Origin of the sequence: Exiguobacterium sp. s75, assembly GCF_018617145.1 — a bacterium.
Lineage (GTDB): Bacteria > Bacillota > Bacilli > Exiguobacteriales > Exiguobacteriaceae > Exiguobacterium > Exiguobacterium profundum.
In genome coordinates, this window is the sequence record NZ_JACSJQ010000003.1 from 1 (window position 1) to 26884 (window position 26884).

The following is a 26884-nucleotide window of genomic DNA, read 5'->3' on the forward strand; positions in this document are numbered from 1 at the left end:
CCAGGCAAGATCGTTCCGCAATAGCTCAGTGGTAGAGCAACCGGCTGTTAACCGGTAGGTCGTAGGTTCAAATCCTACTTGCGGAGCCAATTTAGGCCCGTTGGTCAAGCGGTTAAGACACCGCCCTTTCACGGCGGTAACACGGGTTCGAATCCCGTACGGGTCACCAATATGGAGGATTAGCTCAGCTGGGAGAGCACCTGCCTTACAAGCAGGGGGTCGGCGGTTCGATCCCGTCATCCTCCACCATCTTTATTTATTACATCAAACCTATATATATGCCGGTGTAGCTCAGTTGGTAGAGCATCTGACTTGTAATCAGAGGGTCGAGGGTTCGAATCCTTTCGCCGGCACTCCTCGGGGGGGTAGCGAAGTGGCTAAACGCGGCGGACTGTAAATCCGCTCCTTCGGGTTCGGCGGTTCGAATCCGCCCCCCCCCACCAGGTTTGAGCCATTAGCTCAGTTGGTAGAGCATCTGACTTTTAATCAGAGGGTCGCAGGTTCGAGCCCTGCATGGCTCACCATTTTTTTGCGGAAGTAGTTCAGTGGTAGAATACGACCTTGCCAAGGTCGGGGTCGCGGGTTCGAATCCCGTCTTCCGCTCCATATTCTTATCCCTGTTTCGGGGCCTTAGCTCAGCTGGGAGAGCGCCTGCCTTGCACGCAGGAGGTCAGCGGTTCGATCCCGCTAGGCTCCACCATATGTTTTTTTCTTAAGTTAGTGATGACTTAAGTTTTTTTTTGCCTAAAACCATGAACCATTCAATTGAGAGTACAGAGAAAGGCAGCCTGCCACCATTCAGGCTGCCTTTTTGCATGTTTATTCATCATTCTGCCGAGTTGAACCAAACAAATGATAGCGTTTACAATTTAACTATCAAGCGTATAAAGGGGGAATGGCGATGCAATGGTCATATATTCACGTGCCGCTGCGTTACGGTCAGGGGAAATTAGGGGTCGATCAAGGACCGACAAAGTTAAATGAAATGGGGATGCAACAACTCCTTCCAACAGGAACGGTCAAACATACGATTCGTGTCTTGCCGGAATCTGAAATTCGAGAAAATGAAGAACATTTAAAACGGGTCGATGGTGTCCTGCATACCGTCACGGAATTAGCAGAAGTCGTACATCGTGAGATTTCAGAAAATCGATTCCCTTTGATCGTTGGGGGCGATCATAGTATGGCAATCGGTACTCTTGCTGGATTGGCTCAAACAGGTCCTTATGGAGTCATTTGGGTGGATGCTCACGCTGACTTGAATACAGGCGAAACATCACCATCGGGGAATATTCACGGAATGCCACTTGCGGCAGCGATGGGGATGGGCGACGTGCGTCTGACAGAAGTGGGCGGACGTGATCCGAAGCTATCACCAGAGCATTTAGTTTATATTGCCCTGCGTGATATCGATGAAGGAGAAATGAATGAAATCAATCGACTCGGCATCAAAGTCATTACAGTAGAAGAAGTACGTACGCGTGGCGTGGATGTCATCATGAAAGAGTCATTGAGTTATCTTCGTGAACGAGTAGACCGTTTTTATATCAGTTTCGATATGGATAGTCTCGATGCATCCCTCGTTCCTGGAACAGGTACACCGGTTGACGGCGGTTTAACAGAAGTCGAAGCCAAAGCGATTTTAAAAGAAGCGATGCAAGCAGAAGACTTGATCGCAGTAGAGCTCGTCGAGTTAAATCCGGCATTAGACCGGGATGACGTGACGGCTCAGTTGGCCTATCGCTTATGTGAAACGATTATAAAATCTAAAGAAAACCTGTTATTGGAAGGCGAAACCGTCTGATTTCCTTACAGTTTCCAAACCCGTTTGCTACAATGGGGATGGAAACTTTTTTTGATTTTTTTGAAACCATTTCAATATCAAGACGTATATAGAGATGACCGCATGTGTAGCGGAGAGGGGAAGTGGATTGATGGAACGGCTGACCACCCGTTTGGTTGATGAATTGAGGGCGGGGAATCACGATTCGTTTGCCGAACTGGTAGAACTATACAAGGATGGCGTCTTTGCAATCGCCTATAAAATTTTGTATGATCGCGGCGAAGCAGAGGACGCTGCCCAAGAGGCGTTCATTCGTGCCTATACACGAATCGATACGTATGACGCGCAATATAAGTTCAAAACATGGCTCTATCGAATCACGACAAACGTTGCCATCGATCGATTGAGGAAGCGGAAGCCGGAATATTCGATGGATGCCGAAATTGCGGGTACAGACGGTTTGACTTATCAAGACCACTTAGCTGATGAAGCGCCCCAACCCGATGCCCAAGTGGTTCATCGCGAAATTCGAAGTGAAATGCATGAGGCAATCAAGCAACTTCCAGACAAATATCGCATTCCGTTATTATTAAAATATGTGGATGATTTGTCGCTTAAAGAAATCAGCGTGATGATCGACATGCCGGTCGCAACGGTTAAGACAAGGATCTTCCGGGGAAGAGAAATGTTAAAAACAATCTTTCAAAATAGGGAGGGGTTCAATTGACTCCTGAAGAAAAAGTACAACAATATTTGGAAGATGGCGTTTTGCCCGAAGAATCTGACGAATTGCGTCAATTGTTAGAGGACGATGAATTATATGAATCGTATCTACAATATGAACGAATCGACGCAGAACTGAAAGCATTGCCTCGTCCAAAAATATCAGCAGATTTTACGGCTCGAGTGATGGCCGCTTTACCTGAAACTCCTGCACAGACAGCACCTGATTCTGTCGTACCGTTATCAAAACCGGTTCGAAAAGAACGCAAACCGCACTCGAAACAAATGCTATGGTTGCAACGGCACCCAGGTTTGATTGCGGCCGTACTGTTCTTTAGTTTGATGTCTAGTGCGACACTCGGACTATGGAGCAGCGCTTCAGAGACGATGACCTATACAAAAGTACCAGGTGTGATCGTATCTGAGAATGAAGTCATTGTCCCGGCCGGTGTCACGGTTGAAAAAGACATCACGGTCCAAGGTGGCGATTTACGGATTGAAGGTACCGTCAATGGAAACGCGACAGCCGTCAATGGTCGTGCCTATTTAGCAAGTGCCGGTCAAGTGACAGGTGAACTCGAACAGATCGATCAGATGTTCGAATGGATTTGGTACTCGATGAAACAACTTTTCTAAAGACGCTTCCGGCGTCTTTTTTTCGTTTCAATCTGGTTTCGTTTTGACGTGACGCAATGCGTATCTATTGAAATGATGATATAATGGAATTTGCACGATTTAGCTAGGTAGTTGAGGAGGGGAGCATTTGCCGCTACTTGAACAAGTATCATTTTTCTCATTTTTAAATCTTTCAGAAAACGTACATTGGTACGATTATTTGAATGATGTTTTAGATATCGTCGTCGTCACGTATGTCATTTACAAGTTGATGATGATTGTGCGTGGGACAAAAGCAGTACAATTAATTAAAGGGATTTCCATCATTCTAGTCAGTTGGTTCTTGAGCGGTTTCTTCGGATTGAAGACGCTCCAGTTCTTGCTAAATCAGGTGATCACGTACGGTCTCCTCGGAATTATCATCATTTTTCAGCCAGAGTTGAGACGTGGTCTTGAACATCTCGGACGAACGAGTAACTTATTCAGTCGTACGGGAACAAGTGATGAGGAGCAACAACGACAAATGATTGAAGCCATCGTCAGTTCCGCACAGTACATGTCAAAACGGCGAATCGGTGCATTGATTGCGATTGAACGCGATACGGGATTAAACGAGTATGTGGAGACCGGCATTCGTATGGACTCGCATATCACATCCCAGTTGATTATTAACTTATTCATTCCGAATACGCCGCTTCATGATGGCGCGATGATTATTCAGGACGGGAAAATTGCGGCGGCAGCTTGCTATTTACCGCTTTCGGAAAGCCCGCACATCGATAAAGCCCTCGGGACGCGTCACCGAGCAGCCATCGGGGTCAGTGAAGTGACGGATAGCGTCACTCTTACCGTCTCAGAAGAAACGGGAGCAGTCTCACTTGCAATCGCGGGCCGCTTGTATCGGGAACTAGACGAAGAAGCGCTTCGCAATAAATTAATTCAAGAACTCGTCATCGAAGAAAAAGAGGCGACCCTCTCGTTCTTCGGCAAAAAAGGAGGGGATAAGTAAGTGATTGATCAGTGGTTACAACATAAGTGGTTTCTCCGCTTCATCGCACTTGCTTTAGCCGTCCTTCTATACTTAATGGTCGCTGAGACCAGTTCTTCGAATAACGCATCTAGCGCATTGCCAATCGTCGGACAAAGTTCCATGACGCTCGATGTGCCGGTCGAAGTGTTTTTTGATGAGGTCCAGTATGTCGCATATAATGTTCCGGAAGAGATGGGTGTCGAGCTTCAAGGGCCATCTAGTAGTTTAACGATGACGAAATTGGTGAAAGATTATCAGGTGTTCGTCGATTTGACCAATCTTGGCACCGGATTCCATCGTGTCCCGGTCGAAGCGCGTGGATTCGGCGGAGACGTCAATGTCAAACTAGATCGAGAGACTGTCGAAATCTATATCGATCGGAAACAAACGATTGAAGTCCCTGTGTCCGTGAATCTGTTGAACAAAGATCAATTACCGGACGGAAAAGTCGCGGGCGATGTCGAAATCGAACCGTCGACTGTAAAAGTCACAGGTGGTGCGAGTCGGATTCAAAACGTCAAAGAAATCACGTTGAATGTGGATGTTGCCAATCAAAGTCAGACGTTCACACGAGAAATTCCACCGACCATTTTAGATGCGAATGGAAATCCGTTGAACGTGTCAGTCGATCCGAATATCATCAATGTCACCGTACCGATTTATGATGAGAGCGCGATGATTCCAATCGAGGTCGTCATGAGCGGAGAGGTGGCAGACGATTTCCGCTTAGTTGATACGTTGCTAGGTGAGACGGAAGTCCGTGTCTTTGCACCAAAAGCGGTGCTAGATGAACTCCAGCAAGTGGAGACAGAACCGATTGAACTTGACGATTTAACGAAGTCGGAAAAAGTGACCGCTACCCTTCGTCTTCCGGAAGGAGCGACTTCACTCGGTAAAAAAGAAGTAGAAGTCCAGGTGCTCGTTCGTCCAAATGATGAGACGAAAGATGACACGGGTGAATTGACAGAGCGGATTCGGTTGACCGTCCCAATCACTGTCCGTGGATATGACCGGACGAATTACACGATTCAAACGCAAGAAGTGGTCAGCGTGACGCTCTCGGGCAAACGTTCCCTTCTTGAAAGCATCTCATCAAACAGTGTCAACGTGACGTTAGATCTGACCGGATTGCCGAGCGGAACACATGCAGTCGATGCAGATTATGAAGTACCAAAAGGCGTGACCGTGATCTCGCCAAAGACAATCGATGTTCAATTGACGAGTGTCGATGAAGAAACAGAAACATCTTCCATTCAATAAAGATGTTCAATCATACAAAAGTGAGGATTTAATCTTATGGGTAAATATTTTGGAACAGATGGAGTTCGCGGTGTTGCCAACTCTGAGTTAACTGCGGAATTAGCATATCGTTTAGGTCGTGCGGGTGGCTACGTGTTGTCGAAACATTTGCCAGAAGGCGAACAGCCAAAAGTGTTGATCGGTCGTGATACACGGATTTCAGGACATATGCTTGAAGGTGCATTGATTGCGGGTCTTCTCTCAATCGGTGCAGAAGTGATGCGTCTCGGTGTCATTTCAACACCTGGAGTCGCTTACTTGACGAAATCGCTCGACGCGACGGCAGGTGTCATGATTTCAGCATCGCATAACCCTGTGGCGGATAACGGAATCAAATTCTTCGGTAGCGATGGTTTCAAATTAGACGATGCGACCGAGCAAGAAATTGAAGACATCTTAGATGCTGCGGAAGATACGCTCCCGCGTCCGACAGGTAAAGATCTCGGTTTCGTATCGGATTACTACGAAGGCGCGCAAAAGTATCTTCAAATGTTGAAACAAACGGTAGAAGAAGACTTTGATGGTCTTCATATCGCACTCGACTGTGCACATGGAGCAACGAGTGGCCTTGCGGCTCGACTGTTTGCAGACTTAGAAGCAAACGTGTCGACGATCGGAAACTCGCCAAACGGTTTAAATATCAATGAAGGTGTCGGGTCGACACACCCTGAGCATTTGGCTGAATTCGTCCGTGAAAAAGGAGCGGACATGGGCCTTGCCTTTGATGGGGATGGAGACCGTTTGATTGCGATTGACGAGAACGGTGAAATTGTCGACGGAGACAAGATCATGTATATTTGCGGAAAATACTTGAGTGAAAAAGGGCGTCTCAAAGACAACACGATTGTCGCGACGGTCATGAGTAACCTCGGTTTCCATAAAGCCGTTGAAGAAGCGGGCATGACGGCGCTTCAAACAGCAGTGGGTGACCGCTATGTCGTTGAAGAAATGAAAAAACATCAATATACACTCGGTGGCGAACAATCAGGTCATTTGATTTTCCTCGATCACTCGACAACGGGTGACGGTATGTTATCTGGTGTGCAATTGGCAGAAATCGTGAAATCGACAGGGCGTAAACTGTCTGAATTAGCGGCAGAGATGCCAGTTTATCCGCAAAAGCTCGTGAACATTCGTGTGACGAATAAAAACGATGCGATGAACGGAGAGCGTGTCTTGGCAACGATTCAAGAAGCGGAAGCGGAAATGGCCGGAAACGGTCGAATCCTCGTCCGTGCATCAGGTACAGAACCACTTGTTCGTGTCATGGCGGAAGCCCCGACAGCGGAAGAGTGTGACCGTTACGTTGAAAAAATCGCACAAGTCGTACGCGAAGATTACGGCGTAGACGGATAAAATTTTCGAAACCGGGAATAACACAAGGGAATCCACATCGGATTCCCTTTTTGTTTCCGTTTTGTCATCGAGAAAACAGCGGATTTTCTTGACGAATGGGGGTGTGATTTGTACTATTAAGAGCGTGACCTTGGAAACGGAAGGACACAAGAGTACGAACAAGCGCCAGAACTCTGCGGAGTTGACGAGGTTGGAGGTTATCGAGATTTCGGCGGATGCCTCCTCGTCGCCTGTCACGACGATAAGCATGCTTTTAAAACGCCCGGGCGACCGGACGGACAAAGAAGCGTGTACTGACAGCTCTTAGAAAAAGCCCGTTTCCTTTTTCGAGAAATCGAAGAATAGAGGAGATTTGTTTATGTGTGGAATTGTAGGAATGATTGGGAATACCGGAGCGAAGGAAGTCCTTCTCAAAGGTCTCGAAAAACTCGAGTACCGTGGTTATGACTCGGCAGGTCTTGCGTTGATGCATGAGAATGTCAACGTTCACAAAGAAGTCGGTCGCATTGCTGCGCTACGCGAAATCATCCCAGCAGAAGTAGACGGCACGATTGGAATCGGCCACACACGTTGGGCAACACACGGGGTACCGAGCGTACCGAACGCCCACCCGCATCAAAGCACGACAGGACGCTTCACGCTCGTCCATAACGGCGTAATCGAGAACGACGAGCTCATCAAGAAGACGCTCGACGTCCCGTTCCTTTCAGAGACGGACACAGAAGTCATCGTCCAGCTCATGGAGAAGCACTTCGTCGAGCTCGGCGATGTCGAGGCGGCGTTCCGTAAGACGCTTTCGGACCTCCACGGTTCGTACGCGATTGCGATGATCGACTCAGAGGACAAAGAGCGCCTCTATATCGGCAAGAACAAGTCGCCGCTCCTCGTCGGACTTGGTGACGGCACGTTCAACGTCGTCGCATCAGACGCGATGGCGATGCTCCAGGTGACAGACCAGTACCTCGAGCTCCACGATGGTGAGATCGTCATCCTCACACGTGAGTCGGCGACGATCAAGACGCTCGACGGCGAAGTACTCGAGCGTGCACCATACACGGCCGAGATCGATGCGTCAGACATCGAGAAGGGTACGTACGCGCACTACATGTTGAAAGAGATGGACGAACAGCCAGCCGTCATCCGTAACATCATCCAGCACTACCAGAACGAGAACGGCGACATCGAGCTCGCAGAAGGCGTGCGTGAACTCGTTTCGGAAGCAGACCGCGTCTATATCGTCGCATGTGGTACAAGTTACCACGCTGGTCTTGTCGGGAAGCAATTGATTGAGCGCGTTGCAGGTGTACCGACTGAAGTACACGTCGCATCAGAGTTCGGTTACAACATGCCACTTTTGACAGAGAAGCCACTCTTCCTCTTCATCTCACAATCAGGTGAGACAGCGGACAGCCGTGCCGTCCTCGTCGAAGTGAAAAAATTGGGCCATAAAGCGCTCACGTTGACGAACGTGGCAGGATCGACATTGTCACGTGAAGCGAACGAGACGATGCTCCTCCACGCCGGACCAGAAATTGCGGTCGCGTCGACGAAAGCATACACGGCACAGATTGCCGTCCTCGCGATTCTCGCATACGACATCGCTCGTGCGAACGGGAAGAAACTCCCGTTTGATCTCATGCAAGAACTTGCACTCGTTGCGACAACGATGGACTCGATCATGGCACAAAAAGAAATCTTTGAAGAGCTTGCAGATAAGTTCTTGAAAGAGTCACGTAACGCATTCTTCCTCGGACGTGGATTGGATTCATATGTAGGTCTCGAAGGCGCATTGAAGCTGAAAGAGATTTCATATATTCAAGCAGAAGGGTACCCAGGTGGGGAACTCAAACACGGTCCGATCGCCTTGATTGAAGAAGGGACACCGGTCATCACGCTCGTGTCTCAACCAAACACACACCTCAACATCCGTGGAAACATCAAGGAAGTTGTGGCGCGTGGTGCCATCGCATGTACGATTTCAATGGAAGGAATGGAGCATGAGAACGACGCATTCGTTCTTCCACGTGTTGAACCACTTCTCACGCCACTCGTGACGGTTCTTCCACTTCAACTCATCTCGTACTATGCAGCACTCGCTCGCGACTGTGATGTCGACAAGCCACGTAACTTGGCGAAGTCTGTAACGGTTGAATAATGTCCAAGACCAAAATCTTTCGGGATTTTGGTCTTTTTTGTTGCAATGAGTTAACAAATCATCGTAATGTTCTCAAAAACGTCTGTTTCTTCAAAAGAGGGGGTAAAATCTACATGAGTATGAACAAAGGAGAGATTTGATGAAACAGAAGAAATGGATGACAGGTCTCGGTGTCATGATTCTCGCGACATCATTGGCCGCTTGTGGGGATACGGCAGAGGACACATCGATGGAGATGTCAGAAGAGCAAAGCATGGACCATTCAGCGATGGATCACTCCGGGTCTGGAGAAGTTCCAGACGGGCTGATGGAAGCCAGTGATCCGACTTTTCCAGTCGGATCAACCGCGATGATGACAGCGGATCACATGCCAGGGATGGAAGGCGTGGAGGCGACGATTGTCGGTGCATATGATACGACGGTCTACGCCGTCAGCTATACACCGACTACAGGTGGTGACCCGGTGGAGGATCACAAATGGGTGATTCACGAAGAACTGGACAATCCGGACGAGGCGCCTTTGTCTGAAGGGGATGAGGTCGTATTGGCCGCCGACCATATGGAAGGGATGGACGGCGCAGAAGCGACAATCGATACAGCGGAAGAGACGACCGTTTACATGGTTGATTACACGACCGAAGACGGGAAAGAGGTCACAAACCATAAATGGGTGACCGAAAGTGAATTAGAAGCAATGAAATGAATGTGATAGACCTCGAGTACATCTCGTGGTCTATTTTTTTCGATAAATATTTATTGATAAACGATAAATCATAGCATATGATAAAGAAAATAAAACTAAATGAGGTGTTTGGCAGATGAAACGGGAAACCATCTTTTTGAAACTAGCAGTGATTGTCTTGTCGCTCCCGATTCTCGCGGCATGTATCTTTTTACTCCCTTTCCTTTGGCGAGAGGCGGTGGAGAGCGGAGGATGGATTGCGAATTCGATGCGACCGATTATTGGAGGGATGTATGTAGCAGCGATTCCCTTTTTCGTTGCCTTGTCACAGTCATTCATCTTACTTGGATTGATTGATCGGAATGAGGCATTCTCCTATCGGTCGGTGAAAGCACTTCGTGTCATTAAATATTGTGCGTTGACCATCACGGCCATCTATATGGCGACACTCCCGTTCTTCTATTGGTTCGCTGAGCGTGACGACTCGCCAGGATTTTTAGTCATCGGATTCGTCTTCGTGTTCGCCGCATTTGTCATTGCCGTCTTTGCTGAGTTGTTACAGAAATTATTGAAGCGAGCCATCGATATGAAACAAGAAATCGATTTGACGGTCTGAGGTGAGAAAAATGGCGATGATTGTGAATCTAGATGTGATGTTAGCGAAGCGGAAAATGAGTGTGACAGAGCTGTCGGAACGGGTCGGGATCACCATGGCGAACTTGTCGATTTTAAAGAATGGAAAAGCGAAAGCGATTCGTTTTTCGACGCTCGAAGCAATTTGTGAAGCGCTCGACTGTCAACCGGGGGACATACTAGAATATCGAGCGGACGAACGAGCAGAGTGAATCTCTGCTTTTTTGTGTGAACATGAAACGTATTTGAACGATATAGCGTATATAAGATAAATCATTCAGGGGGAGACTAGAAAATGGTTCAAACATGGACAGAACGGACACACGAAGCAATTAATGGGAAACGAGGTCGACTGTTAATCTGGTCGTTTCTCTGTGCCGTTATATTAGAATCTAGTGCATTGCTCGATCCGACACTTTACGGGGCGAAAGCCGATTCAGTACAGGCGATTGTATTCCTTTTAAGTACAATTGTTGTATCCTTCATGCTATATCCAATCATCATTGGGTATCACTGGGTCATTCTTTCAATCATTCGCGGACAAGACGCGCAGTTCCGTGATGTATTTCGACCGATGAAAGAACGATTTGGTAAGCATGTGACTGCAGTCATCCTACTAGCCATCTTCCAGACGCTTTGGACACTATTGTTCATTGTTCCAGGAATCATGAAGTTCTTCTCTTACGCGTTCACGTACTTTATTTTGCGAGATGAGCCAGCATTATCGGTCAGAGAATCGATCACGAAGTCACGCGCGCTGATGCATGGTCAGAAGTGGGACGCATTTAAACTAATTTTGCCGTTCATCCCGATTTATTTGATTGGCTTCACGTTATTTACGGTCGTCAATTCGGTTTTACTTGCTGCATTCTCCCTATCGATTGCGACGGTTCTCATTCGTCCATTCGTCGTTTCGCGCTTCGCTGTCATGTATGAAGATACGCGTCGGGCTTACGACGAACAATGGAACAAGCCAGCCTGAAGCATATCAAACAGAGGGTAAATTGAAGGAACGTGCTACAATCTTCATGAAGAGAAAGGGGAATGCGGAATGAAGATTGGGATCATCGGGGCCGGTCTGAGCGGAATCATCGCAGCGCGTGAACTCGTGCGTCAAGGTCATGCCGTTGAACTGATTGAAAAGAGTCGAAGCGTCGGGGGACGCTTGGCGACGCGTCGAATCGGTGATGGACGAGCCGACCATGGAGCGGTTTATTTCACGGTGCGTGGAGAAGAGCTCGAACGAGAGGTACAGTCGTGGATGAATGCGAACTGGGTGCGGGTCTGGTATGCCGACCCTTATCCATGTTATGTCGCGATTAATGGGATGAATGCCCTCGCTAAGCGTTTAGCTGAAGATTTGACCGTACAGTTGAATGAACGAGTGGAGAACGTTCAACTGGAAGAAGACGGAACCGTCACAGTCAAGACAGACGTGACGACGCGTTCCTATGATCAAGTCGTGATGACGGCACCGCTTCCACAGTCATTCGAACTACTAGGGAGTTTGGTCGACCAGATCAAGCCCGCGCTACTTCGTCTCGTATATTCGCCGACGTTCGTGGGTCTTTTTGAATGTGCCGGAGATGTACAGATTGGAGCAGACGGTATTCTCGATCAAGAACTGGTACCCGGTGTATTAAAAATCGTCGATAATCGCCAAAAAGGAATCTCTGCGACACCACTCGTAAGTGTCTATATGGAAGAGGCGTGGAGTGAGGCGTGGTATGAGCGACCGGAAGCAGAGACACTTGCTGAAATAGAGCGGTTAGTGCGTGAAGAAGTCGGAGACCTCGACATCCAATCACGGCAATTGAAACGTTGGCGTTACGCCCAAGCGAAAGACGTATGGCATGAGCCGTTTTATCAAGTAAGCCATCATCCCATCTATTTAGCAGGGGACGTCTTCCTTGAAGCTGATGATCCATCCGGACGAACGCGATTCGAAAGTGCCTATCTGTCTGGGTTACGTGTGGCAGAAACCATCGAAAAGAACATGGATCGATAAGGGCATCGCTTATCGGTCTTTTTATTTGACGCCATTTAGTTTAGGGCATAAACTATAACCATCTAGTTTAGGGGGTAAACTAAAAATGAAAGCATTGATGCGTGAAGCGGTGCAGTTGTTTGAAGAAGTGATGTTCCATGGGACGGAACATGTCATCGAAGCGATGGAGGGAAACGTATGGCGCGAGTATTCGCGTGAACAGCTCCAACTGTGGAAGTTACTCGATCAGTTTGGACCAACTCCGGCTGGGCAATTGGCGCAAAAACAAGGTGTCCATAAAAGCGCGGTCTCGAATCGCCTGAAAAAGTTGGTCGAAAAAGGACTTGTCACGAGTCGACGAGGACAAGATCAACGGGAACGATTGATTGAATTGACCCCAGAAGGGAAACGGCTCGTCGAAGAAGTGGACGGTGCCGTCTATCGATATGTGGAATCCCTCATCGATGGAGAAGTAGACGAAATTGAAATCGAGCAGTTTGTTCGGACGTTCCGAAAAATAAAGCAATTGCTCCGAATCGGGGAGGAATAACACATGCATAAAATCATTCAATGGCGCTGGGGAATTTTCATTTCCCTCATCGTATTGACGGCAGCATTATTTGTCGCAGCACCGAACTTAACGAAACAAGCAGAAGAGGCAGGGAGCTTCCAACTTGCGGACGACATGGACTCACAACGCGCACAAGCGATTTTAGATGAAGCTGGGAAAAGTGACAAGACCATCTCGCTCGTCTACGAGTTCGAGACGATTGGCGAAACAGAGCGAACAGATGTCGCGCGTGTCATCGAAGAACTTAAACAAAATGAAACGGTCGTGACAGATGTTCTCGATCCGTTCGAAAACGAGGAGACAGAGGCACAGCTCGTCTCAGAAGACGAACGCATCGTCCTCGTCCCCATCACGGTAGAAGGTACGACGGAAGAAATCAATGCGTTTGCTGATGATGTCCGTGAAAACGTGCTCCCACAAGAGGAGACAGTATATATCACCGGGGAAGAAATCATTAACAATGATGTGAACTTAAGTGCCCAGGAAGGGTTGAAAAAGACAGAGATCATCACGGTCGTGTTGATTTTTGGATTACTCCTTCTCGTCTTCCGTTCCATCGTGACCCCGTTCATCCCGCTCATTGCGGTCGGATTCACGTATCTGTTGAGCCAATCCTTTGTCGCGTTCTTTGTGGATTGGTTTGGGTTCCCGGTGTCCAACTACACGCAGATCTTCCTTGTCGCCATCTTGTTCGGGATTGGGACAGACTACTGTATCCTGCTTCTTAGCCGTTATAAAGAAGAACTCAGTGCAGGGCATGCCATCGAAGACGCCATCGTCAATACGTACAAGACGGCAGGACGGACGGTCCTCATCAGTGGACTCGCGGTCTTCGTCGGTTTTGCCGCCATCGGATTTGCTGATTTTCCAATCTTTAAATCAGCGGTCGCCGTCGCAGTCGGGATTGCGGTGTTGCTGCTGATTCTCTTCACGGTCGTCCCATTCTTTATGGCGACGCTCAAACAGCGACTGTTTTGGCCGTCGAAAAAGGCAGGCGAGCATCATGACAGCAAGCTTTGGGCTAGTTTGAGCCGATTGTCGGTCAATCGCCCGTTCGTATCGATTTTGGTCGTCGGGTTGATTACAGTACCTGTCTTATTCACATATGACGATGCCCGTTCGTTCAATATGGTCGATGAGATTGGAGACGGGTACGATTCGGTTCGTGGACTGAATTTGATCTCAGAAGGGTTCGGTCAAGGGGAATCCCTTCCGGTACAAGTCATTTTGAGACAAGATCAAGCCATTACAGAATCAGAAGTTCCCTATATCGAAAAGTTTGCAAGTGAGCTTGAAAAAGTCGAAGGTGTGAATGGTGTCCGTGCGCTTACACGTCCTACTGGTGAAGTCATCGACGATTTTTATGTCGATACGCAGCTCAGTGAAGTCAGCGATGGCTTGTCTGAAGCGCAGACGGGTCTCGGGGATGTTCAAACTGGATTGGATGAGATTGAGCAAGGATTGAACGGGATTGTTGGACAACTACCAAGCGGTTCAATCAATGCTGGGGCACCGCTTGCAGAAGCAGCAGCGGGACTAAATCAGTTGAATGGTCAACTTGGTCTCATTGGGCAAGGATTGACAGCGACTCAAAACATCCCGGCCGCAGTCGGACAGCTCGGTCAAGTATCAGCTGGCCTCACACAAATTGAGTCAGGAATCAACGAAGCGGCGTCCGCATTAAATGCACAAGGTTCTCAGGTCGGTGAACTTGGTAGCGGGTTAGCGCAACTGGCGACAGGTGTCGCGGAAGCGAACGACGGGCTAGGACAAATTGAGTCTGGTCTCGGCGAAGTCGTTTCGTTCTTACAACAGTTGAGTGAAACAGATGCGCTTCGGGAGACTGGTGTGTATCTTCCGGAAGGGACGCTCACATCAGATGCGTTCTCACCTGCAGTCGAACGATATGTCTTCGATGAAGGAATGGCGACTCAGCTCGAGGTCGTCTTAGAGATGGACCCGTATTCGCCAGAAGCGATTGATACCGTTGAGACAATCAAAGAGACGATGAATCGTGCCGTGACGGGAACACCGTATGCGGATGCGACCATCGGATATGCCGGGATCTCAAGTATCAATAGCGATTTAAATGAAACATCGACGAATGATTTCAATCGAACGGTAGCCATCATGCTCGTGACGTTGTTCATCGTCTTGACAGCACTGTTCCGCTCGATGATCATGCCACTCTATATGATCGCTTCGCTTCTCTTGACGTACTATACGTCAGCGGCGATCACAGAGCTAATCTTTGTAGAAGGACTCGGCTATGACGGGATTAGCTGGGCCGTTCCGTTCTTTGGATTTGTCATGTTGATTGCCCTTGGAATTGACTACTCCATCTTCTTGTTAGATCGATTCCGAGAAGAAACAATCAATGGGAAGACGGTCCGTGAGGCGCTCATCCACTCGATGACGAAGATGGGTACCGTCATTATGACCGCCGCGGTCATCCTCGCTGGGACGTTCGGTGCCATGATTCCGTCAGGCGTGCTCAGTCTCGTCCAGATCGCGACAATCGTCATCACCGGTTTGTTATTGTATGGCTTGATTGTGTTACCGCTGCTCATCCCGGCAATCACCGTCTCCTTCGGGGACGGGGTATGGTGGCCATTTAAACGGAAAGTTGAAGATAGATAATTGTGAGGGATTCAGAGGACAACAAGTGCAGCGAATGCTGGCATATGTTGTCCTATTTTTATTTGTTGAGTCAATACAAAACTGCGAGAAATGGACTTAAAAATTTTCGGCATGTGCCGATAAATACATATAGACTCTTACTTTTATTGAAAGAAGGCAACAATCATGGTAAATCATTTTGAGAAAATGAGCTCGTTACTCGTATCGCGGATGATAATCATTTTGTTTTTCCTTTCTTATCCGATCATGGGTGTTTTGTATTGGATGGGGGAGCTCGCGGGGCAAGGCGCAGTCAATTTTATTCTGATAGGTGGTGTCATTCAAGCCGCATCATGGCTGGGCCATCGCTTCTATGTGGAACATACTTGGTTGAAGTATGGGCTCGTCACGTTGATGTACATTGCAGCTTCAGCAATTATCTTGACGCTGCCAGGTACTGCGATTCAAAATATCGTCTTTCTGTATATCGTATTGATGTTGATGTACTTGAATCGGCATCTTGTGCTGTACGGCAGCATTCTCGCGCTTATCGTATCGGTCGGAGCTGTATTGATTGGGCGCTTTTCATTTGAAACGCCGCTCGATCTCGTCATTTGGTTCACTGTGCTCACAATGGCTTTGTCTGGCGCCTACTTCGTTTCTTTCTTTGGGGCAAAATTATTACACGAGACGTTTACACAACAACAACAAGCTGAACAGCATGCGAGTGAGGTCGAACTCACCATGGCGAAGACGACAGCGAGTGCGACAATGCTTCATGGCGCGGTATTTACAATGAATGATTCCGTTGATTCCGTCACGAACGCCTCAGAACAAGTCACGGCCCAAATTGGTTCGATGACAAAACGAACGTCTGAACAAGCAGTTTTGATTCAGAATGTCGCCTCACAAATTCAATCCACTGTACAGGCGTTTGAACGGATGCAACAACAGCTTCAAGAAACAACCTCGCACGTGAACGGTGTCTTACAAGACGCTCAACTATCACATGACAATATGGATTCGACAGAACGGTCGCTTGCTGAGCTGAACTTAAGTATCGGTGAAGTGAATCTAGCCTTTAAAGGATTGGCGGAGCGTTTCCAAGAAGTGCGGACCATCACGGATACGATTCAGCAAATCTCGTCTCAGACGAACTTGTTGTCTCTTAACGCTTCAATTGAGGCGGCACGAGCAGGTGAACACGGAAAAGGGTTTGCCGTCGTCGCGACGGAGATTCGAAATTTGTCCGCTCAAACGGCACAAGCATCAGCTCAGATTAATGACATTATCCAACTCGTCATGCAAGAGGTACAAGTGACGGAACGTGCCATCGATGGCAGTACAGAACGTCTATCGACGCAGGAAGAACAAGTCCGTAAGAGTGGGGCGTCGATCCTTTCCATGATTCAAACGACAAATACGGTCGCAGGAACAGTAGATGAGACGTCGAGTCAGCTCCAAATCGCCGCCGCAGAATTACACAAAGTCCATCAAGTGACGGGTGATATGACGGCGTTGACGATGGCACTCGAAACGAACAGCCAAGACGTTCATGTGTTGACGATTTCACAACAAGAAGCGTTAGCTTCGTTGAAAGATCAAATTGAAGAACTGAACGAGATTGCGAACGAACTCGTCTAAACGATGGACACGCCTTTACAAATCGGCGTGTCCATTTGCGTATACATCTCTTCTAAAACGGGAAAAGTATTGCGTTCATGTAAAACGGAGGAGGAATTTGCAATGGAAATCGTGATTACCGCTGTATTAAAGGCATATCCGGGGAAAGAGGAAGAGTTAAGGCAAGCGCTCGATGAAGTCATTTCCCCATCGAGACAAGAAGAAGGATGTTTGACGTATGTGCTCCATGAGTCAATCGATGCCCCGGGCACGTTCGTGTTCTATGAGAAATATCGGGACGAGACGGCGCTCGACGCGCATATCCATTCAGCCCATTATCAGGCGTACCGGAAACGAGTGGAGACATTGCTCGCCGTGAGAGACGTGTATCGTCTACGTGAAGTCTGAAAGGAGGAAATCTAATGATTACCCAATCGATTATCCCGTGTATTTGGTTCGAAAGTCACGTCGAAGCGATTGCGGAGTGGTACGTCTCGAAGTTTCCCGATTCGTTCATCGACTATACGACGAAACTGATGGATACGCCTTCAGGTGAGACGACGATTGTGACCGTCTCGCTGTCGGGACAGTTCTTGCAACTGCTTGGGGCGGGTCCGTTGAAGGACCGCAATCCCTCCATCTCGTACATGGTCACGTTCCCGACGTCGGAAGAAGTGGATACGCTTTGGGGCGAATTGAGTGAGGGGGCAGAGGTGCTCATGCCGCTTGACACGTATGATTTCAGCGCGCGCTATGGCTGGTTGAAAGACAAGCACGGGGTATCCTGGCAAATCATGCATAGCGGCGGGATGGACATCCAGACGGTGACCCCATGCTTTTTGTTCGTCGGGGACGTCTTTGGTCATGCTGAAGCGGCGATGAATGACTGGATTTCGATTTTCCCGGATTCTTACGTGCTGGAAGACCATATGATTCGTTACGGGGGGACAGACGGCCCGAAGTTGGAAGGGAAGCTCAATTACGCCCGCTTCGTCTTGTCCGGACGCGAGTTCGTCACCATGGACAGCGCGGAAAATCATCAATTCGCGTTCAACGAGATGCAGTCGCTGATTGCGTTTTGTGAGTCGCAAGAAGAAGTCGATTCCTACTGGGAGCGGCTATCGGCTGTACCGGAAGCAGAGGAGTGTGGTTGGCTGAAAGATCGCTATGGCGTCTCCTGGCAAATCATCCCGTGGGAAATGGAAGAGATGATGACGGTTGGTTCGCAAGAGCAGATTGAACAGGTCGTACAGGCATGTCTGCCCATGAAAAAGCTTGATATCGCGACATTGCGTAAAGCTTACTGAACAAAACTCCCGAGACAAATAGCTCGGGAGTTTTTTCATGGACTCATTTGCGAGAGGGCATCTTTCTCGATGATGGTATCCGAGAGCCGGAGCTGACTGGCCGCGCGGTCGATGTAAGGGGCGCATCGATTGAATGCGACTTGTTCTTCCGTCTCAATGGAATAGCATGTGCCGTTACCAGCACGCTCGGTCAAGTCTGGTTCATAGTAATGATCTTCATATCGGAAAGCGCCCGTCCGAAAGACGGTTAGATTTGACGTATCATTTAATAGGGAGTCGCCAAGCATATATGCCGGAGAGATCCCAAGTAAATCGAGAATCGTCGGGGCGATATCGATTTGCCCACCACTCGCCTCCATGACTTCTCCTGTCGTCGGTCCAGGTGGTTTGATGAAGAGAGGGACAGCACGGTCAAGTTGAAACGCGTCAACCGTCGAGTTCACTTCTTCGAGGGTAGCCATCTCTTCTCCTGGTGCCGTCAGACCGCTATCGTGGTCACCATACATGACGAGAAGCGTCTCATCCCAGAAACCATCTTGTTTCAATCGTTCGATGAACTGACCGACAGCGGCATCGACGAAATGAACGGTATGGTAATAGTTTTCGAGAAGGGGATCGTCGATATCAGATAGGTCCAACCGCTTCTCGTCTTCCGGGATATCGTACGGTGTATGACTCGTTAAAGCGACTAAAAATGCGTAAAATGGTTCATCCAACTCTTCCATAAATCCGACCGACGTATTTAAGAATTCTTGGTCGTTGAGTGCCATCCCGATGATGCCTTGATCGGGGTAGTCTTTGTCGCTAAAGAAATGATTGAACCCGATATTGTCATAAAAGTCATCGCGATTCCAAAAGTCTTTTCGGAACGAATGCATGGCTGCCGTATCGTAGCCCGCCTCATTCAAGGATTGAGAGAGCGCGCTGAATTGATTTCCCGGGAAACGCGTGTAGACGGAACCAGATTTGACAGGATAAAGTGACGTGTTGACGATGAACTCTGCATCAGACGTTCGCCCTTCATGCGTTTGATGATACACGTTCGGGAAGTAAAGCATGTCACGTCGCAGTCGGTTCAAATTCGGGGTCAGTTCCTGTCCATCAATCTGTTGATCGATGACGGATGTTTGGAATGATTCGAGTTGTAAAACGATAACGTTCGTATCTGGACTTGGGGCACTTAATTCTTGATAAGAGAGTGCTTGAATTTGAGAACGCTCTTCTTCTGTCAGGGCTTCGTTCCATCCCATAGCACGTTCGACGCCTCGGGCGACATCCATCGCGTGATAGCCCCAAAATCCAAGATGATAGTATTCACGCATATTCGATATGGGGTCGTCCGCGATCCACTTTTCTCCACGCTGATAACTGAGGGTGAGCGGGATTGTGAAGAGAAGAAATCCGAGTGTGAAGCCAGCGAGCGCCAATCGTCTTCCGTTTCGTTTCCCTTCACGGACAGGATGACGTTTCATATAACGCAAAATCAAACCGTAGATGATGAGGTCGATGAAGAAGAACGCATCGATTGGGCGGATGAGCGTCAAGAAGCCACCCCCGACATCTCCCATCTGCCCGATATCAGATAGTAAGGCGACGGATAATAAGTCTTCAAAATAGCGATAGTACCAGACGTCCGAGACGAGCAGGGTACTATGCAGGAACAGAGAAACGTATAAAATCCATCGGCGGATCGGATAAGACACGGCGAGTGCCCAACTCGTCAGGAGCAAAATCGTCGCCAAATTGATGAGGAAGAATGAGAAGTCGAACGCCGTCGCGGTCAACCAGCTAAAAAAGAAGAGCTTTGCCAGAGAGAGTGACAAGTAGCTCCAATAATCGAGATATTTCATTAGTGATCTCCTAACTCAAAATGTAGTTACTGTATCCTTTCCTTTCTTATGAACAGAGAAAACGTAGAAAGTGTGATGGAGATTCATTCGTAATCAAAAATATGTAATATATATATTGCGTTAATGGAATATATATATTACATTTTAGGTATTGCGCAACTAAATTAGGAGACAGACATGGGAAATAGAGTAAAAGAACATCGAGTAGAAAAGAATCTTACTCAAACCGATTTGGCAGAGGCGATCGGTGTGACTAGACAGACAATCGGTTTGATCGAATCGAATAAATATAATCCCTCTTTGAAACTCTGTATTGCCATTGCGAGGGTTCTGGGCGTCACGTTAAATGATTTATTCTGGGAGGAGTAAAAGATGAAAGAATCATGGGTCACAATGTTTTTACCAAATGACGAATATAAAGAAAGGCGGATGTTGTACTTTATAGCCGAGGCTTTCGTTTTGTTCATTGGATTTTTGGGAGTAGTCGTTCTATTGAATAGATTTTCAGGTATATTCAACACTGAGTCTTCATATATTTTATTGAGTGTTATAGCAATTCTAAGTCTCTATGTATGGATTCGCTATATTCTCTCAGGTATGGAGTATACAAACGTTGTTGAGAAATCTGAATATAAAATCGAACTAAGGAAACTGATTGGTTCCACATCGAAGTTTGCTGTTTTGTTTGCTGGAGTGGCAATAGCATTAAAGGTGACAGGTGTAGTGATTTACTCTTGGGTGGACTTGTTAGCAATGACACTTCTTTCAAATGGGTTACTTCTGGTCGCACAATTCATTTCACTTCAACGGTCATTTAGAAAAAATCGTGAGCTTTCATGACCGAGTTGATATATTCGTTTTACTTCAAATAGGACATCTATGTCTTTAAGAGTGCATAACAAAACCAGGTCCCATGCAAACATGGACCTGGTTTTGTTAGATAACTGTGAAGCTCTGATTATGTAATCTCGAACGTATCACGCAGTTCAATGATGGTTCCTTCCGGTGCTTTTAATTTACTTAAATGTCCATCGACGACGAAGTAGATGTTGCCACCGTGCTTCGGTAAAAACGTGACGCCGAGTTGTTCGAGTCGTGCGACTTCCGCTTTGAGGTCATCTACATAGAGGGCGAAATGGACGGGACCGGCCACATGTTTCGAGTAGTCTTGTAACGTTTCATCTGTTTTAGCAGTCTGGAGCTCAATATAAAAATCACCGAGTTTGAGCCAACTGTTGAAGTCACGCGTATGAAAGTTTGGCGACTCCTGGACGAGTTCAAAACCGAGCGCTTCGTAAAATGACTTCGATGCGGCATAATCCGGGGTTTGGATACAGATATGATGGATTTGTTTCATTGGTTGTTTCCTTTCGTTTGCAAATCTTTCACTCGATCACGGTGGAACGGAGAAGTCAATTCTTCTGAGATGAGGCTGATCGTATGTCCATCCGGGTCTCGTACGTCTAGTGTAACGAATGCATGCTTTCGAAGATACGGGAGAAGAAACTTTTTACGGGAGAAAGCGTATGAAAGAGAGAAAAGGACTAAAAAAAGAATGAGGTGAACATATGAAAGTAAATGAAATCACGATTCAACCGGTTGATGCAGTCAATCGAGAGGCGGTCATCGCCCTGACAGTGGACGAGAAACAATCTCGATTCATCGAGACGAATGCCGAATCCCTTCGAGAGATGATTGAGGATACGAAATACAATTGGCAGAGCTTTGCATTTTATGAAGGCGAGCGAGCGGTTGGCTTTATGATGGTCGGAGCGGAGAACCAGTCAGAACGTTACGTGTGGCTCGACCGTTTCATGATTGATCAATACGAACAGGGGAAAGGCGTTGGAACGAAGTGCCTACGCATGGCAGTGGAATTCATCCAGACACAATACGACGTGGATGATATCATCCTCAGTCTCCATCAAGAGAATGAAGCCGCGAAACGATTTTATGCGAAGAACGGCTTTTTCGACAGTGGCTTAATTGATGAATGGAACGGTGAAGCGATTTGGGTCTATCATACAAAAAACCGACCGTCATGAGTCGGTCGGATTCTCGGATGGACTTGTTTTTTGCGTGACATTCATAGCTGCCAAGAAGAAGGGGATAGCGGCAAAGAGAAACAAGGTAACGAACCAGTTTTGGAGAAATGGATCGACAAACGTCGGTTTTTCCAACCAGCTCCCGGTTGAGATTTCGGCGTACCAACGTATGTAGAGTGCGATGCGTTCGAGCGTATATAAGAGTCCGGACAAAAACAACAAAATACCACCCGCTACAAGTTGATTGAAACGAGACATAAAACCCCTCCTCTATAGATGTTGTCTATAGTTTACCATTTTCATCCAAAAAGGGAGCTTTTATTTGAGTACGCTCGGTCGCAACTGTTTGACACGCGACAAGACGAGCCAACCGAGAAGCGCACCCGTCAAACTAGAGGCAAGGAACGCCGGGACAAAGAAAAATGCACCGAACGTCGAACCCATCAACAGTTTTGCGTACGGGACGGCAATCAACGAAGCGATAACCCCAGTCCCGATGATTTCTCCGAGAGCGGCCGCATAGACGCGGTTCGTGCGAACGAAGAACATGCCGGCAAGAAACGCGCCAATCATGCCACCAGGGAATGCGAGCAGTGATCCTGTACCGGTCATGACGCGAATGAGTCCGGTGACGAAAGCGACGAGAACGGCTCCGATTGGACCGACGGTGACTGCGGCAATCACGTTCACCATATGTTGAATCGGATAAGCGCGGGCGACACCTGTAGGAATCGAGATGAACATCGAACCGACGACGGCGATGGCAACGAGCATTGCCATCCAAGTGAGTTGTTGAATACGCATGAATAGTCTCCTTTCAAAATAAAAACGCCACGTTTCCAGACGGAAAAATGGCGTGGACATACAGAGACGTATCCCAAGCCACTTCCCTACGCTGGTATGAGCCAGATCAGGTTCAAAGGGTCCGGCAAATGCCGTCTCAGCCCGAAGGCTCCCCTAGTGGTCGTTTATTGATTTGAGTATAGCATAGCTAAAATCGGAAAAGGGGCGAAATTATCCCTCATTCTTGGCTAACAGGTCCTCATAGTCCTTCTCGTTCCAAAAGAGCGGTGAGATGGATTCGGGGCCTTTTAAAATTTCTCCGTCCTGATCATATACGATGGCATACCCGCTCTCGACATCGAATACGAACAAGTCGGCAGTGACTTCAGTCACGCCGTTCCCGGCGATGATCACATCATCGATTGGCTCCCGTGCCAGTTCGACGCCCGCTTCATCGAGTTCGACGAGGAGAGCTGACGTGTAGGCATGGCGGTCATAGACCGTTTGGAATTCATCCTGCGTGAGGACGACATCGGTAGGTGGGGCACTTGTACCGAATTTCCGATTTTCAATCTCTTCAACGTATTGAAGGAAAGATTCCTCTTGCCAGAATAGCGGAGCGACCGACTCAGAACCATTGATCACCGTTCCGTCTTGACTGTCGAAAATGGTAGCATACGTCCCGTCATCGAGCTTGAATGGATAAATATCCGCATACGTATGCTCGAGGCCGTTGCCTGCGATGATGACCCGTTCGAACGTCTCCCGAAACGGTTTGATTCCTTGTTGTTCAAGGGCAGTAAGGAGCGGTTTCGTTTGTTCGTATTGGTCATAGACGTCTTTAAAGTCCTCACGCGTCCATTCGGTGATGGGTTCATCGGGTGATTCGATTGGGGTTGGATTGTCTGCCACCGTATCTGTACAACCCGCGAGTAAAAGTGCACTTAATCCGAATATCGCCCATCGTCTCATGTTTCCATCCCCTTAACTGACATTTTCCACCATTTTATCATTCATGATGAAAAAGCAGAACCTGTGCACATTCTCACTCGGGGTGAGGACGTGTCGCGTAGGTATCGAGTGTTCTCTTGAAGTGAAGTGTATCTTCTTCAGAAATCGTCACACCTGAAGAGGTGCCGTAGCGAACCGCATGATAAACGGACGGGTTCATCGGTAAATCGATGCGTTGGAACCACTCTTGCAATGTCTCATGAGCACGCAATCGCTTGGCTGGTACGAGAGATTGGTTAAATGTGATCAGCGCATCGCGAATCGGGACGTTCGTGAACGCTGTGAGCGTCGAAACGGACGAAGCGTTCTTGTTTTGTAGCGATTCTACAAGCGGGTCTATGCTTGAATCAACATGATCTCGTGCGCGCGCCAAACGTTGCTTTCGCTTTCGATAGACATAAAAACCGAGCAAACAGAATGCAATCAAAGCGACCGATAAACCGAGATTTCGTCGTGTGGACTCTCCAGAGCCCGTAAATCTCTCAAGAAGTTTTATTTTTCCTTTTCGAGGATCTAATTCATACGGATAATCTGCTTTAGATTCATCTATTAAAAGCTTACTGTCTTCATCTGATTTGAAATTCGTAGGAGGACTATTATTTTCCTCGACCGGTATCGTTTCCGGGTTATAGAGCCATTCGAATATCCCGGTCGCAACCACCATCATTGTAAAGGTGACGAGAAGTGTGGCGGCAATCATGAGAAAAAACTTGTTCGTCCAGCGCAAGAAGTTACCTCCTTTTTGAATGTTCAGACTATTTGTTGTTTATCTTACCATAAAAAGGTAAAGTTTGATTAAGACAAAAAATGGAGGTCGTCATATGGGCATGGAGCAGGTCATCAAACAGTTGAACGAAGTGTATTTAGGAAAAGAGGATGTCGTACGCCTCTGTTGTACGGCGTTACTCGCGGAAGGACATATTCTATTAGAAGATGTGCCAGGCACGGGAAAAACGTTACTTGCCAAAACAATTGCGGCTAGCTTCGACGGGGTGTTTTCCCGGATTCAATTCACGGCCGACTTGTTACCGTCTGATGTGATCGGAGCAGACTATTTCAACATGCAGACGCAGACGTTCGATCATCGCCAAGGACCAATCTTTGCGAACATCGTCTTGATTGATGAAATCAACCGAGCGGTTCCACGAACGCAGTCCGCCTTGCTTGAGGCGATGGAAGAACGACAAGTTTCCATCGGGGGAGAGACATATCCGATGCCGAAACCATTTTTCGTCATCGCGACGCAAAACCCGATTGAATCAGCGGGGACGTTCCCCTTACCGGATGCCCAGCTCGATCGCTTCTTGATTTCGATTCCGGTCGGTTACCCTGATGTTGCGGAAGAGAGAGAACTCCTCTTACAAGTCATGCGCCAAACACGGAAAACCGTAGAGGCGGTTGCGACGTTAAACGAGTTACGCCGTGCTCAGGAGGAAGTGAAGCAAGTATCGATTCAAGATGATGTCCTCGATTATTTACTCGGGCTCGTTCACGCGACCCGGGAACATGCATCCGTTGAGGTCGGTGTCAGTCCACGTGGAGCCATCGCGCTCATGCGAGCGTCTCAAAGTTACGCCTATCTGAATGATCGGTTGTACGTCATTCCGGAAGATGTGAAAGCCGTGGCACCTTATGTATTGTCCCATCGTTTGACGTTGACGCTTGAAGGAGGCATCAAATCGACGAAACAGGACATTATCCGTTACATCTTAGATACCGTCTCTGTGCCGGTAGAGGGCTGAAGATGACGTTCTCGACACATAACGCCCTCCAGAAAGAGTGGATTCCGGTTTATGGATTCGCTGGAGTGATTCTCGTATTCGTCCCGTACATGGAGATTGTCGGATATGCGCTTTGTTTACTTACGGGCATCGTTTGGTTCTTTGAACGGACACGGAAACAGTTGGAACAAGCTCTTCGGCTTCACGTACATAGCCACGAATCCCTTCTCTTTGTCGGGGATGAGACGGAGGTACAACTGATTTTAGATGGAAGTGAAGTCATCGAACGACTCGGGCTTCCCGTTCGCGTTCGCTTGAAAACCAATACAGCGCTCAGCTTTCCAGACCACGACCGGTCCCCGAACAGTCTGGATTTGACGTTACGGACAGATCAGGCTCGTCACGTGCTTCGTGTGCAGGCTGAATTCCGGGGACCAGCTTATATCGAAGAGTGCGTACTTGCTGTGACGCTCCCGTTTCATCTCGGGACGTATCTTCTTGAGTACCCGATCGAGAAACGATGGACGGTGTTGCCGTCCCTCACGTTACATCCTCCGGTCGGTACGAAACGATTGGCACTCGGTGACCGTCCTTTGACCGCATCACCTTTACGGAATCCACTTCAGGTTCTAGGTTCGAAGCCTTACGAAGGGGAACCGGTCAAAGAGATCGACTGGGTCGCGACGGCGAAACTTGGACGAGTCCAATCGAAAGTCTTTCAAAAGACGTCGCTCGACACGTTCACGTTCGCAGTCGACTTGAGTGGGCCGTCCGGCTACACATTACATCACGACTTCGAGTCGATCATCAGCCAGGTCGCATATGTGACGACTCGTCTCTTAAAAGAGGAGTGTAAAGTCGAACTGTTCATCAATCGCTTCAATGGTGAAGGAAAGATGGAGCATATCTCTCTTCAAGAGGGAGAACGAGGTTCACGCCTCATCCTCTTGATGTTGGCCGACCTCCATCCCAGGAACCGTTTCATCTCGACAGACGCATTCGTCCGTATGGTCGAGCGGAAACGCTTGAAGCAAAGTCATCTCGTTTGGTTCAATCAGCATAATTTGTACGACTAACAAGGAACTTTCCTT

At 48.0% G+C, this 26884-nt stretch carries 28 protein-coding genes, 8 tRNA genes and 1 riboswitch; of the genes, 30 read left to right on the forward strand and 6 right to left on the reverse strand.

From position 1 onward, the window contains the following. The first annotated feature begins 14 nt into the window (after nucleotides 1–14). From KNO68_RS11045 to KNO68_RS11165, 25 genes are all read left to right on the forward strand, one after another. Nucleotides 15–89: transfer RNA gene (locus KNO68_RS11045), tRNA-Asn, on the forward strand. Nucleotides 90–94: 5 nt separating this feature from the next. Beyond that, a tRNA-Glu gene (locus tag KNO68_RS11050) sits at nucleotides 95–169 on the forward strand. A gap of 4 nt (nucleotides 170–173) precedes the next feature. After that, nucleotides 174–249: transfer RNA gene (locus KNO68_RS11055), tRNA-Val, on the forward strand. Nucleotides 250–280: 31 nt separating this feature from the next. Beyond that, nucleotides 281–353: transfer RNA gene (locus tag KNO68_RS11060), tRNA-Thr, on the forward strand. A 6-nt stretch (nucleotides 354–359) separates the two neighbouring features. Next, nucleotides 360–443: transfer RNA gene (locus KNO68_RS11065), tRNA-Tyr, on the forward strand. 5 nt (nucleotides 444–448) lie between these two features. Then, nucleotides 449–524 (forward strand) — tRNA-Lys (locus KNO68_RS11070). Between the two features lie 7 nt (nucleotides 525–531). Then, nucleotides 532–606: transfer RNA gene (locus KNO68_RS11075), tRNA-Gly, on the forward strand. Nucleotides 607–624: 18 nt separating this feature from the next. Continuing rightward, a tRNA-Ala gene (locus KNO68_RS11080) sits at nucleotides 625–700 on the forward strand. Between the two features lie 201 nt (nucleotides 701–901). Then, complete coding sequence (rocF, locus tag KNO68_RS11085; protein ID WP_214685188.1) at nucleotides 902–1804, forward strand: arginase; 903 nt, start codon at nucleotides 902–904, stop codon at nucleotides 1802–1804. 130 nt (nucleotides 1805–1934) lie between these two features. Next, nucleotides 1935–2510, forward strand: a complete 576-nt coding sequence (gene sigW / locus KNO68_RS11090; protein ID WP_012727640.1) for an RNA polymerase sigma factor SigW — start codon at nucleotides 1935–1937, stop codon at nucleotides 2508–2510. Next, the gene (locus KNO68_RS11095) at nucleotides 2507–3142 is read left to right on the forward strand and encodes an RseA family anti-sigma factor (RefSeq protein WP_214685190.1); all 636 of its coding nucleotides are present in this window, start codon (nucleotides 2507–2509) and stop codon (nucleotides 3140–3142) included. The genes sigW and KNO68_RS11095 overlap by 4 nt, the downstream gene beginning before the upstream one ends. 127 nt (nucleotides 3143–3269) lie before the next feature. Beyond that, a complete protein-coding gene (gene cdaA / locus KNO68_RS11100; protein WP_012727638.1) occupies nucleotides 3270–4130 on the forward strand; it encodes a diadenylate cyclase CdaA in 861 nt (286 codons plus the stop codon). Continuing rightward, nucleotides 4131–5411, forward strand: a complete 1281-nt coding sequence (locus KNO68_RS11105) for a CdaR family protein (protein ID WP_214730155.1) — start codon at nucleotides 4131–4133, stop codon at nucleotides 5409–5411. 36 nt (nucleotides 5412–5447) lie between these two features. Then, nucleotides 5448–6806: a phosphoglucosamine mutase gene (glmM, locus tag KNO68_RS11110; RefSeq protein ID WP_078147859.1), complete on the forward strand. Its 1359-nt coding sequence runs from the start codon at nucleotides 5448–5450 to the stop codon at nucleotides 6804–6806. A 358-nt stretch (nucleotides 6807–7164) separates the two neighbouring features. Continuing rightward, nucleotides 7165–8961, forward strand: a complete 1797-nt coding sequence (glmS, locus tag KNO68_RS11115) for a glutamine--fructose-6-phosphate transaminase (isomerizing) (protein ID WP_215112490.1) — start codon at nucleotides 7165–7167, stop codon at nucleotides 8959–8961. 139 nt (nucleotides 8962–9100) lie between these two features. Then, complete coding sequence (locus KNO68_RS11120) at nucleotides 9101–9664, forward strand: YdhK family protein (RefSeq protein ID WP_214810676.1); 564 nt, start codon at nucleotides 9101–9103, stop codon at nucleotides 9662–9664. A 115-nt stretch (nucleotides 9665–9779) separates the two neighbouring features. Further along, a complete protein-coding gene (locus KNO68_RS11125) occupies nucleotides 9780–10259 on the forward strand; it encodes a DUF2975 domain-containing protein (protein ID WP_078147856.1) in 480 nt (159 codons plus the stop codon). A 10-nt stretch (nucleotides 10260–10269) separates the two neighbouring features. Continuing rightward, nucleotides 10270–10488 (forward strand): helix-turn-helix domain-containing protein, encoded by a 219-nt coding sequence (locus KNO68_RS11130; RefSeq protein ID WP_012727632.1) that lies wholly within the window; start codon nucleotides 10270–10272, stop codon nucleotides 10486–10488. An 83-nt stretch (nucleotides 10489–10571) separates the two neighbouring features. Beyond that, nucleotides 10572–11258 (forward strand): DUF975 family protein, encoded by a 687-nt coding sequence (locus KNO68_RS11135; RefSeq protein WP_214757991.1) that lies wholly within the window; start codon nucleotides 10572–10574, stop codon nucleotides 11256–11258. A gap of 69 nt (nucleotides 11259–11327) precedes the next feature. Further along, complete coding sequence (locus KNO68_RS11140) at nucleotides 11328–12284, forward strand: NAD(P)/FAD-dependent oxidoreductase (protein WP_214757993.1); 957 nt, start codon at nucleotides 11328–11330, stop codon at nucleotides 12282–12284. A gap of 85 nt (nucleotides 12285–12369) precedes the next feature. Continuing rightward, nucleotides 12370–12813 (forward strand): MarR family winged helix-turn-helix transcriptional regulator, encoded by a 444-nt coding sequence (locus tag KNO68_RS11145; RefSeq protein WP_215112491.1) that lies wholly within the window; start codon nucleotides 12370–12372, stop codon nucleotides 12811–12813. A 3-nt stretch (nucleotides 12814–12816) separates the two neighbouring features. Further along, a complete protein-coding gene (locus KNO68_RS11150; RefSeq protein ID WP_215112492.1) occupies nucleotides 12817–15474 on the forward strand; it encodes an MMPL family transporter in 2658 nt (885 codons plus the stop codon). A 165-nt stretch (nucleotides 15475–15639) separates the two neighbouring features. Further along, a complete protein-coding gene (locus KNO68_RS11155) occupies nucleotides 15640–17097 on the forward strand; it encodes a methyl-accepting chemotaxis protein (RefSeq protein ID WP_214757999.1) in 1458 nt (485 codons plus the stop codon). Between the two features lie 102 nt (nucleotides 17098–17199). After that, nucleotides 17200–17484, forward strand: a complete 285-nt coding sequence (locus tag KNO68_RS11160; protein ID WP_074035366.1) for a putative quinol monooxygenase — start codon at nucleotides 17200–17202, stop codon at nucleotides 17482–17484. Between the two features lie 14 nt (nucleotides 17485–17498). Then, on the forward strand, nucleotides 17499–18383 hold the full coding sequence (locus KNO68_RS11165; protein WP_214814623.1) for a VOC family protein: 885 nt from the start codon (nucleotides 17499–17501) through the stop codon (nucleotides 18381–18383). A 35-nt stretch (nucleotides 18384–18418) separates the two neighbouring features. Here the strand turns inward: KNO68_RS11165 and KNO68_RS11170 are convergent, their stop codons facing one another. After that, nucleotides 18419–20233, reverse strand: a complete 1815-nt coding sequence (locus KNO68_RS11170) for an LTA synthase family protein (RefSeq protein WP_215112493.1) — start codon at nucleotides 20231–20233, stop codon at nucleotides 18419–18421. 177 nt (nucleotides 20234–20410) lie between these two features. On the opposite strand from KNO68_RS11170, the gene KNO68_RS11175 reads away from it, so the two are divergent. Both KNO68_RS11175 and KNO68_RS11180 read left to right on the forward strand, forming a co-directional pair. Then, on the forward strand, nucleotides 20411–20602 hold the full coding sequence (locus KNO68_RS11175) for a helix-turn-helix transcriptional regulator (RefSeq protein ID WP_031421892.1): 192 nt from the start codon (nucleotides 20411–20413) through the stop codon (nucleotides 20600–20602). A gap of 3 nt (nucleotides 20603–20605) precedes the next feature. Beyond that, nucleotides 20606–21073, forward strand: coding sequence for a hypothetical protein (locus KNO68_RS11180; RefSeq protein WP_078147848.1), 468 nt, complete (start codon nucleotides 20606–20608; stop codon nucleotides 21071–21073). A gap of 118 nt (nucleotides 21074–21191) precedes the next feature. Here KNO68_RS11180 and KNO68_RS11185 read toward each other — a convergent pair whose 3' ends face one another. Then, the gene (locus KNO68_RS11185) at nucleotides 21192–21590 is read right to left on the reverse strand and encodes a VOC family protein (RefSeq protein WP_074035381.1); all 399 of its coding nucleotides are present in this window, start codon (nucleotides 21588–21590) and stop codon (nucleotides 21192–21194) included. 211 nt (nucleotides 21591–21801) lie between these two features. Between KNO68_RS11185 and KNO68_RS11190 the strand changes: the two genes are divergently transcribed. After that, complete coding sequence (locus tag KNO68_RS11190; protein WP_078147847.1) at nucleotides 21802–22278, forward strand: GNAT family N-acetyltransferase; 477 nt, start codon at nucleotides 21802–21804, stop codon at nucleotides 22276–22278. On the opposite strand, the gene KNO68_RS11195 is transcribed toward KNO68_RS11190, so the two are convergent. The 4 genes from KNO68_RS11195 to KNO68_RS11210 form a co-directional block, all read right to left on the reverse strand. Continuing rightward, nucleotides 22273–22536, reverse strand: a complete 264-nt coding sequence (locus KNO68_RS11195; RefSeq protein WP_047794733.1) for a hypothetical protein — start codon at nucleotides 22534–22536, stop codon at nucleotides 22273–22275. The two genes, KNO68_RS11190 and KNO68_RS11195, sit on opposite strands and share 6 nt — an antisense overlap. 60 nt (nucleotides 22537–22596) lie before the next feature. Continuing rightward, nucleotides 22597–23082 carry an energy coupling factor transporter S component ThiW gene (thiW, locus tag KNO68_RS11200; RefSeq protein WP_078147846.1) on the reverse strand — a complete coding sequence of 162 codons (486 nt, stop codon included), beginning with the start codon at nucleotides 23080–23082 and terminating at the stop codon, nucleotides 22597–22599. A 66-nt stretch (nucleotides 23083–23148) separates the two neighbouring features. Then, nucleotides 23149–23247, reverse strand: a riboswitch (TPP riboswitch). A 45-nt stretch (nucleotides 23248–23292) separates the two neighbouring features. Beyond that, nucleotides 23293–24033, reverse strand: a complete 741-nt coding sequence (locus KNO68_RS11205) for a hypothetical protein (RefSeq protein ID WP_078147845.1) — start codon at nucleotides 24031–24033, stop codon at nucleotides 23293–23295. Nucleotides 24034–24106: 73 nt separating this feature from the next. After that, entirely contained in the window at nucleotides 24107–24799 is a 693-nt protein-coding gene (locus tag KNO68_RS11210; protein WP_215112494.1) for a hypothetical protein, read from the reverse strand. A 94-nt stretch (nucleotides 24800–24893) separates the two neighbouring features. On the opposite strand from KNO68_RS11210, the gene KNO68_RS11215 reads away from it, so the two are divergent. Continuing rightward, nucleotides 24894–25814: an AAA family ATPase gene (locus KNO68_RS11215; protein WP_078147843.1), complete on the forward strand. Its 921-nt coding sequence runs from the start codon at nucleotides 24894–24896 to the stop codon at nucleotides 25812–25814. A gap of 2 nt (nucleotides 25815–25816) precedes the next feature. Beyond that, complete coding sequence (locus KNO68_RS11220; protein ID WP_215112495.1) at nucleotides 25817–26869, forward strand: DUF58 domain-containing protein; 1053 nt, start codon at nucleotides 25817–25819, stop codon at nucleotides 26867–26869. Nucleotides 26870–26884 lie beyond the last annotated feature (15 nt).

Coding starts and splice junctions, on each gene's coding strand:
- sigW (WP_012727640.1), top strand. CDS start 1,935: ATGGAACGGCTGACCACCCGTTTGGTTGATGAATTGAGGGCGGGGAAT.
- KNO68_RS11140 (WP_214757993.1), top strand. CDS start 11,328: ATGAAGATTGGGATCATCGGGGCCGGTCTGAGCGGAATCATCGCAGCG.
- KNO68_RS11205 (WP_078147845.1), bottom strand. CDS start 24,033: ATGAGACGATGGGCGATATTCGGATTAAGTGCACTTTTACTCGCGGGT.
- KNO68_RS11120 (WP_214810676.1), top strand. CDS start 9,101: ATGAAACAGAAGAAATGGATGACAGGTCTCGGTGTCATGATTCTCGCG.
- KNO68_RS11125 (WP_078147856.1), top strand. CDS start 9,780: ATGAAACGGGAAACCATCTTTTTGAAACTAGCAGTGATTGTCTTGTCG.
- KNO68_RS11220 (WP_215112495.1), top strand. CDS start 25,817: ATGACGTTCTCGACACATAACGCCCTCCAGAAAGAGTGGATTCCGGTT.
- thiW (WP_078147846.1), bottom strand. CDS start 23,082: ATGCGTATTCAACAACTCACTTGGATGGCAATGCTCGTTGCCATCGCC.
- KNO68_RS11185 (WP_074035381.1), bottom strand. CDS start 21,590: ATGAAACAAATCCATCATATCTGTATCCAAACCCCGGATTATGCCGCA.
- KNO68_RS11170 (WP_215112493.1), bottom strand. CDS start 20,233: ATGAAATATCTCGATTATTGGAGCTACTTGTCACTCTCTCTGGCAAAG.
- KNO68_RS11160 (WP_074035366.1), top strand. CDS start 17,200: ATGGAAATCGTGATTACCGCTGTATTAAAGGCATATCCGGGGAAAGAG.
- KNO68_RS11150 (WP_215112492.1), top strand. CDS start 12,817: ATGCATAAAATCATTCAATGGCGCTGGGGAATTTTCATTTCCCTCATC.
- KNO68_RS11180 (WP_078147848.1), top strand. CDS start 20,606: ATGAAAGAATCATGGGTCACAATGTTTTTACCAAATGACGAATATAAA.
- KNO68_RS11190 (WP_078147847.1), top strand. CDS start 21,802: ATGAAAGTAAATGAAATCACGATTCAACCGGTTGATGCAGTCAATCGA.
- glmM (WP_078147859.1), top strand. CDS start 5,448: ATGGGTAAATATTTTGGAACAGATGGAGTTCGCGGTGTTGCCAACTCT.
- glmS (WP_215112490.1), top strand. CDS start 7,165: ATGTGTGGAATTGTAGGAATGATTGGGAATACCGGAGCGAAGGAAGTC.
- rocF (WP_214685188.1), top strand. CDS start 902: ATGCAATGGTCATATATTCACGTGCCGCTGCGTTACGGTCAGGGGAAA.
- KNO68_RS11175 (WP_031421892.1), top strand. CDS start 20,411: ATGGGAAATAGAGTAAAAGAACATCGAGTAGAAAAGAATCTTACTCAA.
- KNO68_RS11155 (WP_214757999.1), top strand. CDS start 15,640: ATGGTAAATCATTTTGAGAAAATGAGCTCGTTACTCGTATCGCGGATG.
- KNO68_RS11215 (WP_078147843.1), top strand. CDS start 24,894: ATGGGCATGGAGCAGGTCATCAAACAGTTGAACGAAGTGTATTTAGGA.
- KNO68_RS11195 (WP_047794733.1), bottom strand. CDS start 22,536: ATGTCTCGTTTCAATCAACTTGTAGCGGGTGGTATTTTGTTGTTTTTG.
- KNO68_RS11165 (WP_214814623.1), top strand. CDS start 17,499: ATGATTACCCAATCGATTATCCCGTGTATTTGGTTCGAAAGTCACGTC.
- KNO68_RS11145 (WP_215112491.1), top strand. CDS start 12,370: ATGAAAGCATTGATGCGTGAAGCGGTGCAGTTGTTTGAAGAAGTGATG.
- KNO68_RS11135 (WP_214757991.1), top strand. CDS start 10,572: ATGGTTCAAACATGGACAGAACGGACACACGAAGCAATTAATGGGAAA.
- KNO68_RS11130 (WP_012727632.1), top strand. CDS start 10,270: ATGGCGATGATTGTGAATCTAGATGTGATGTTAGCGAAGCGGAAAATG.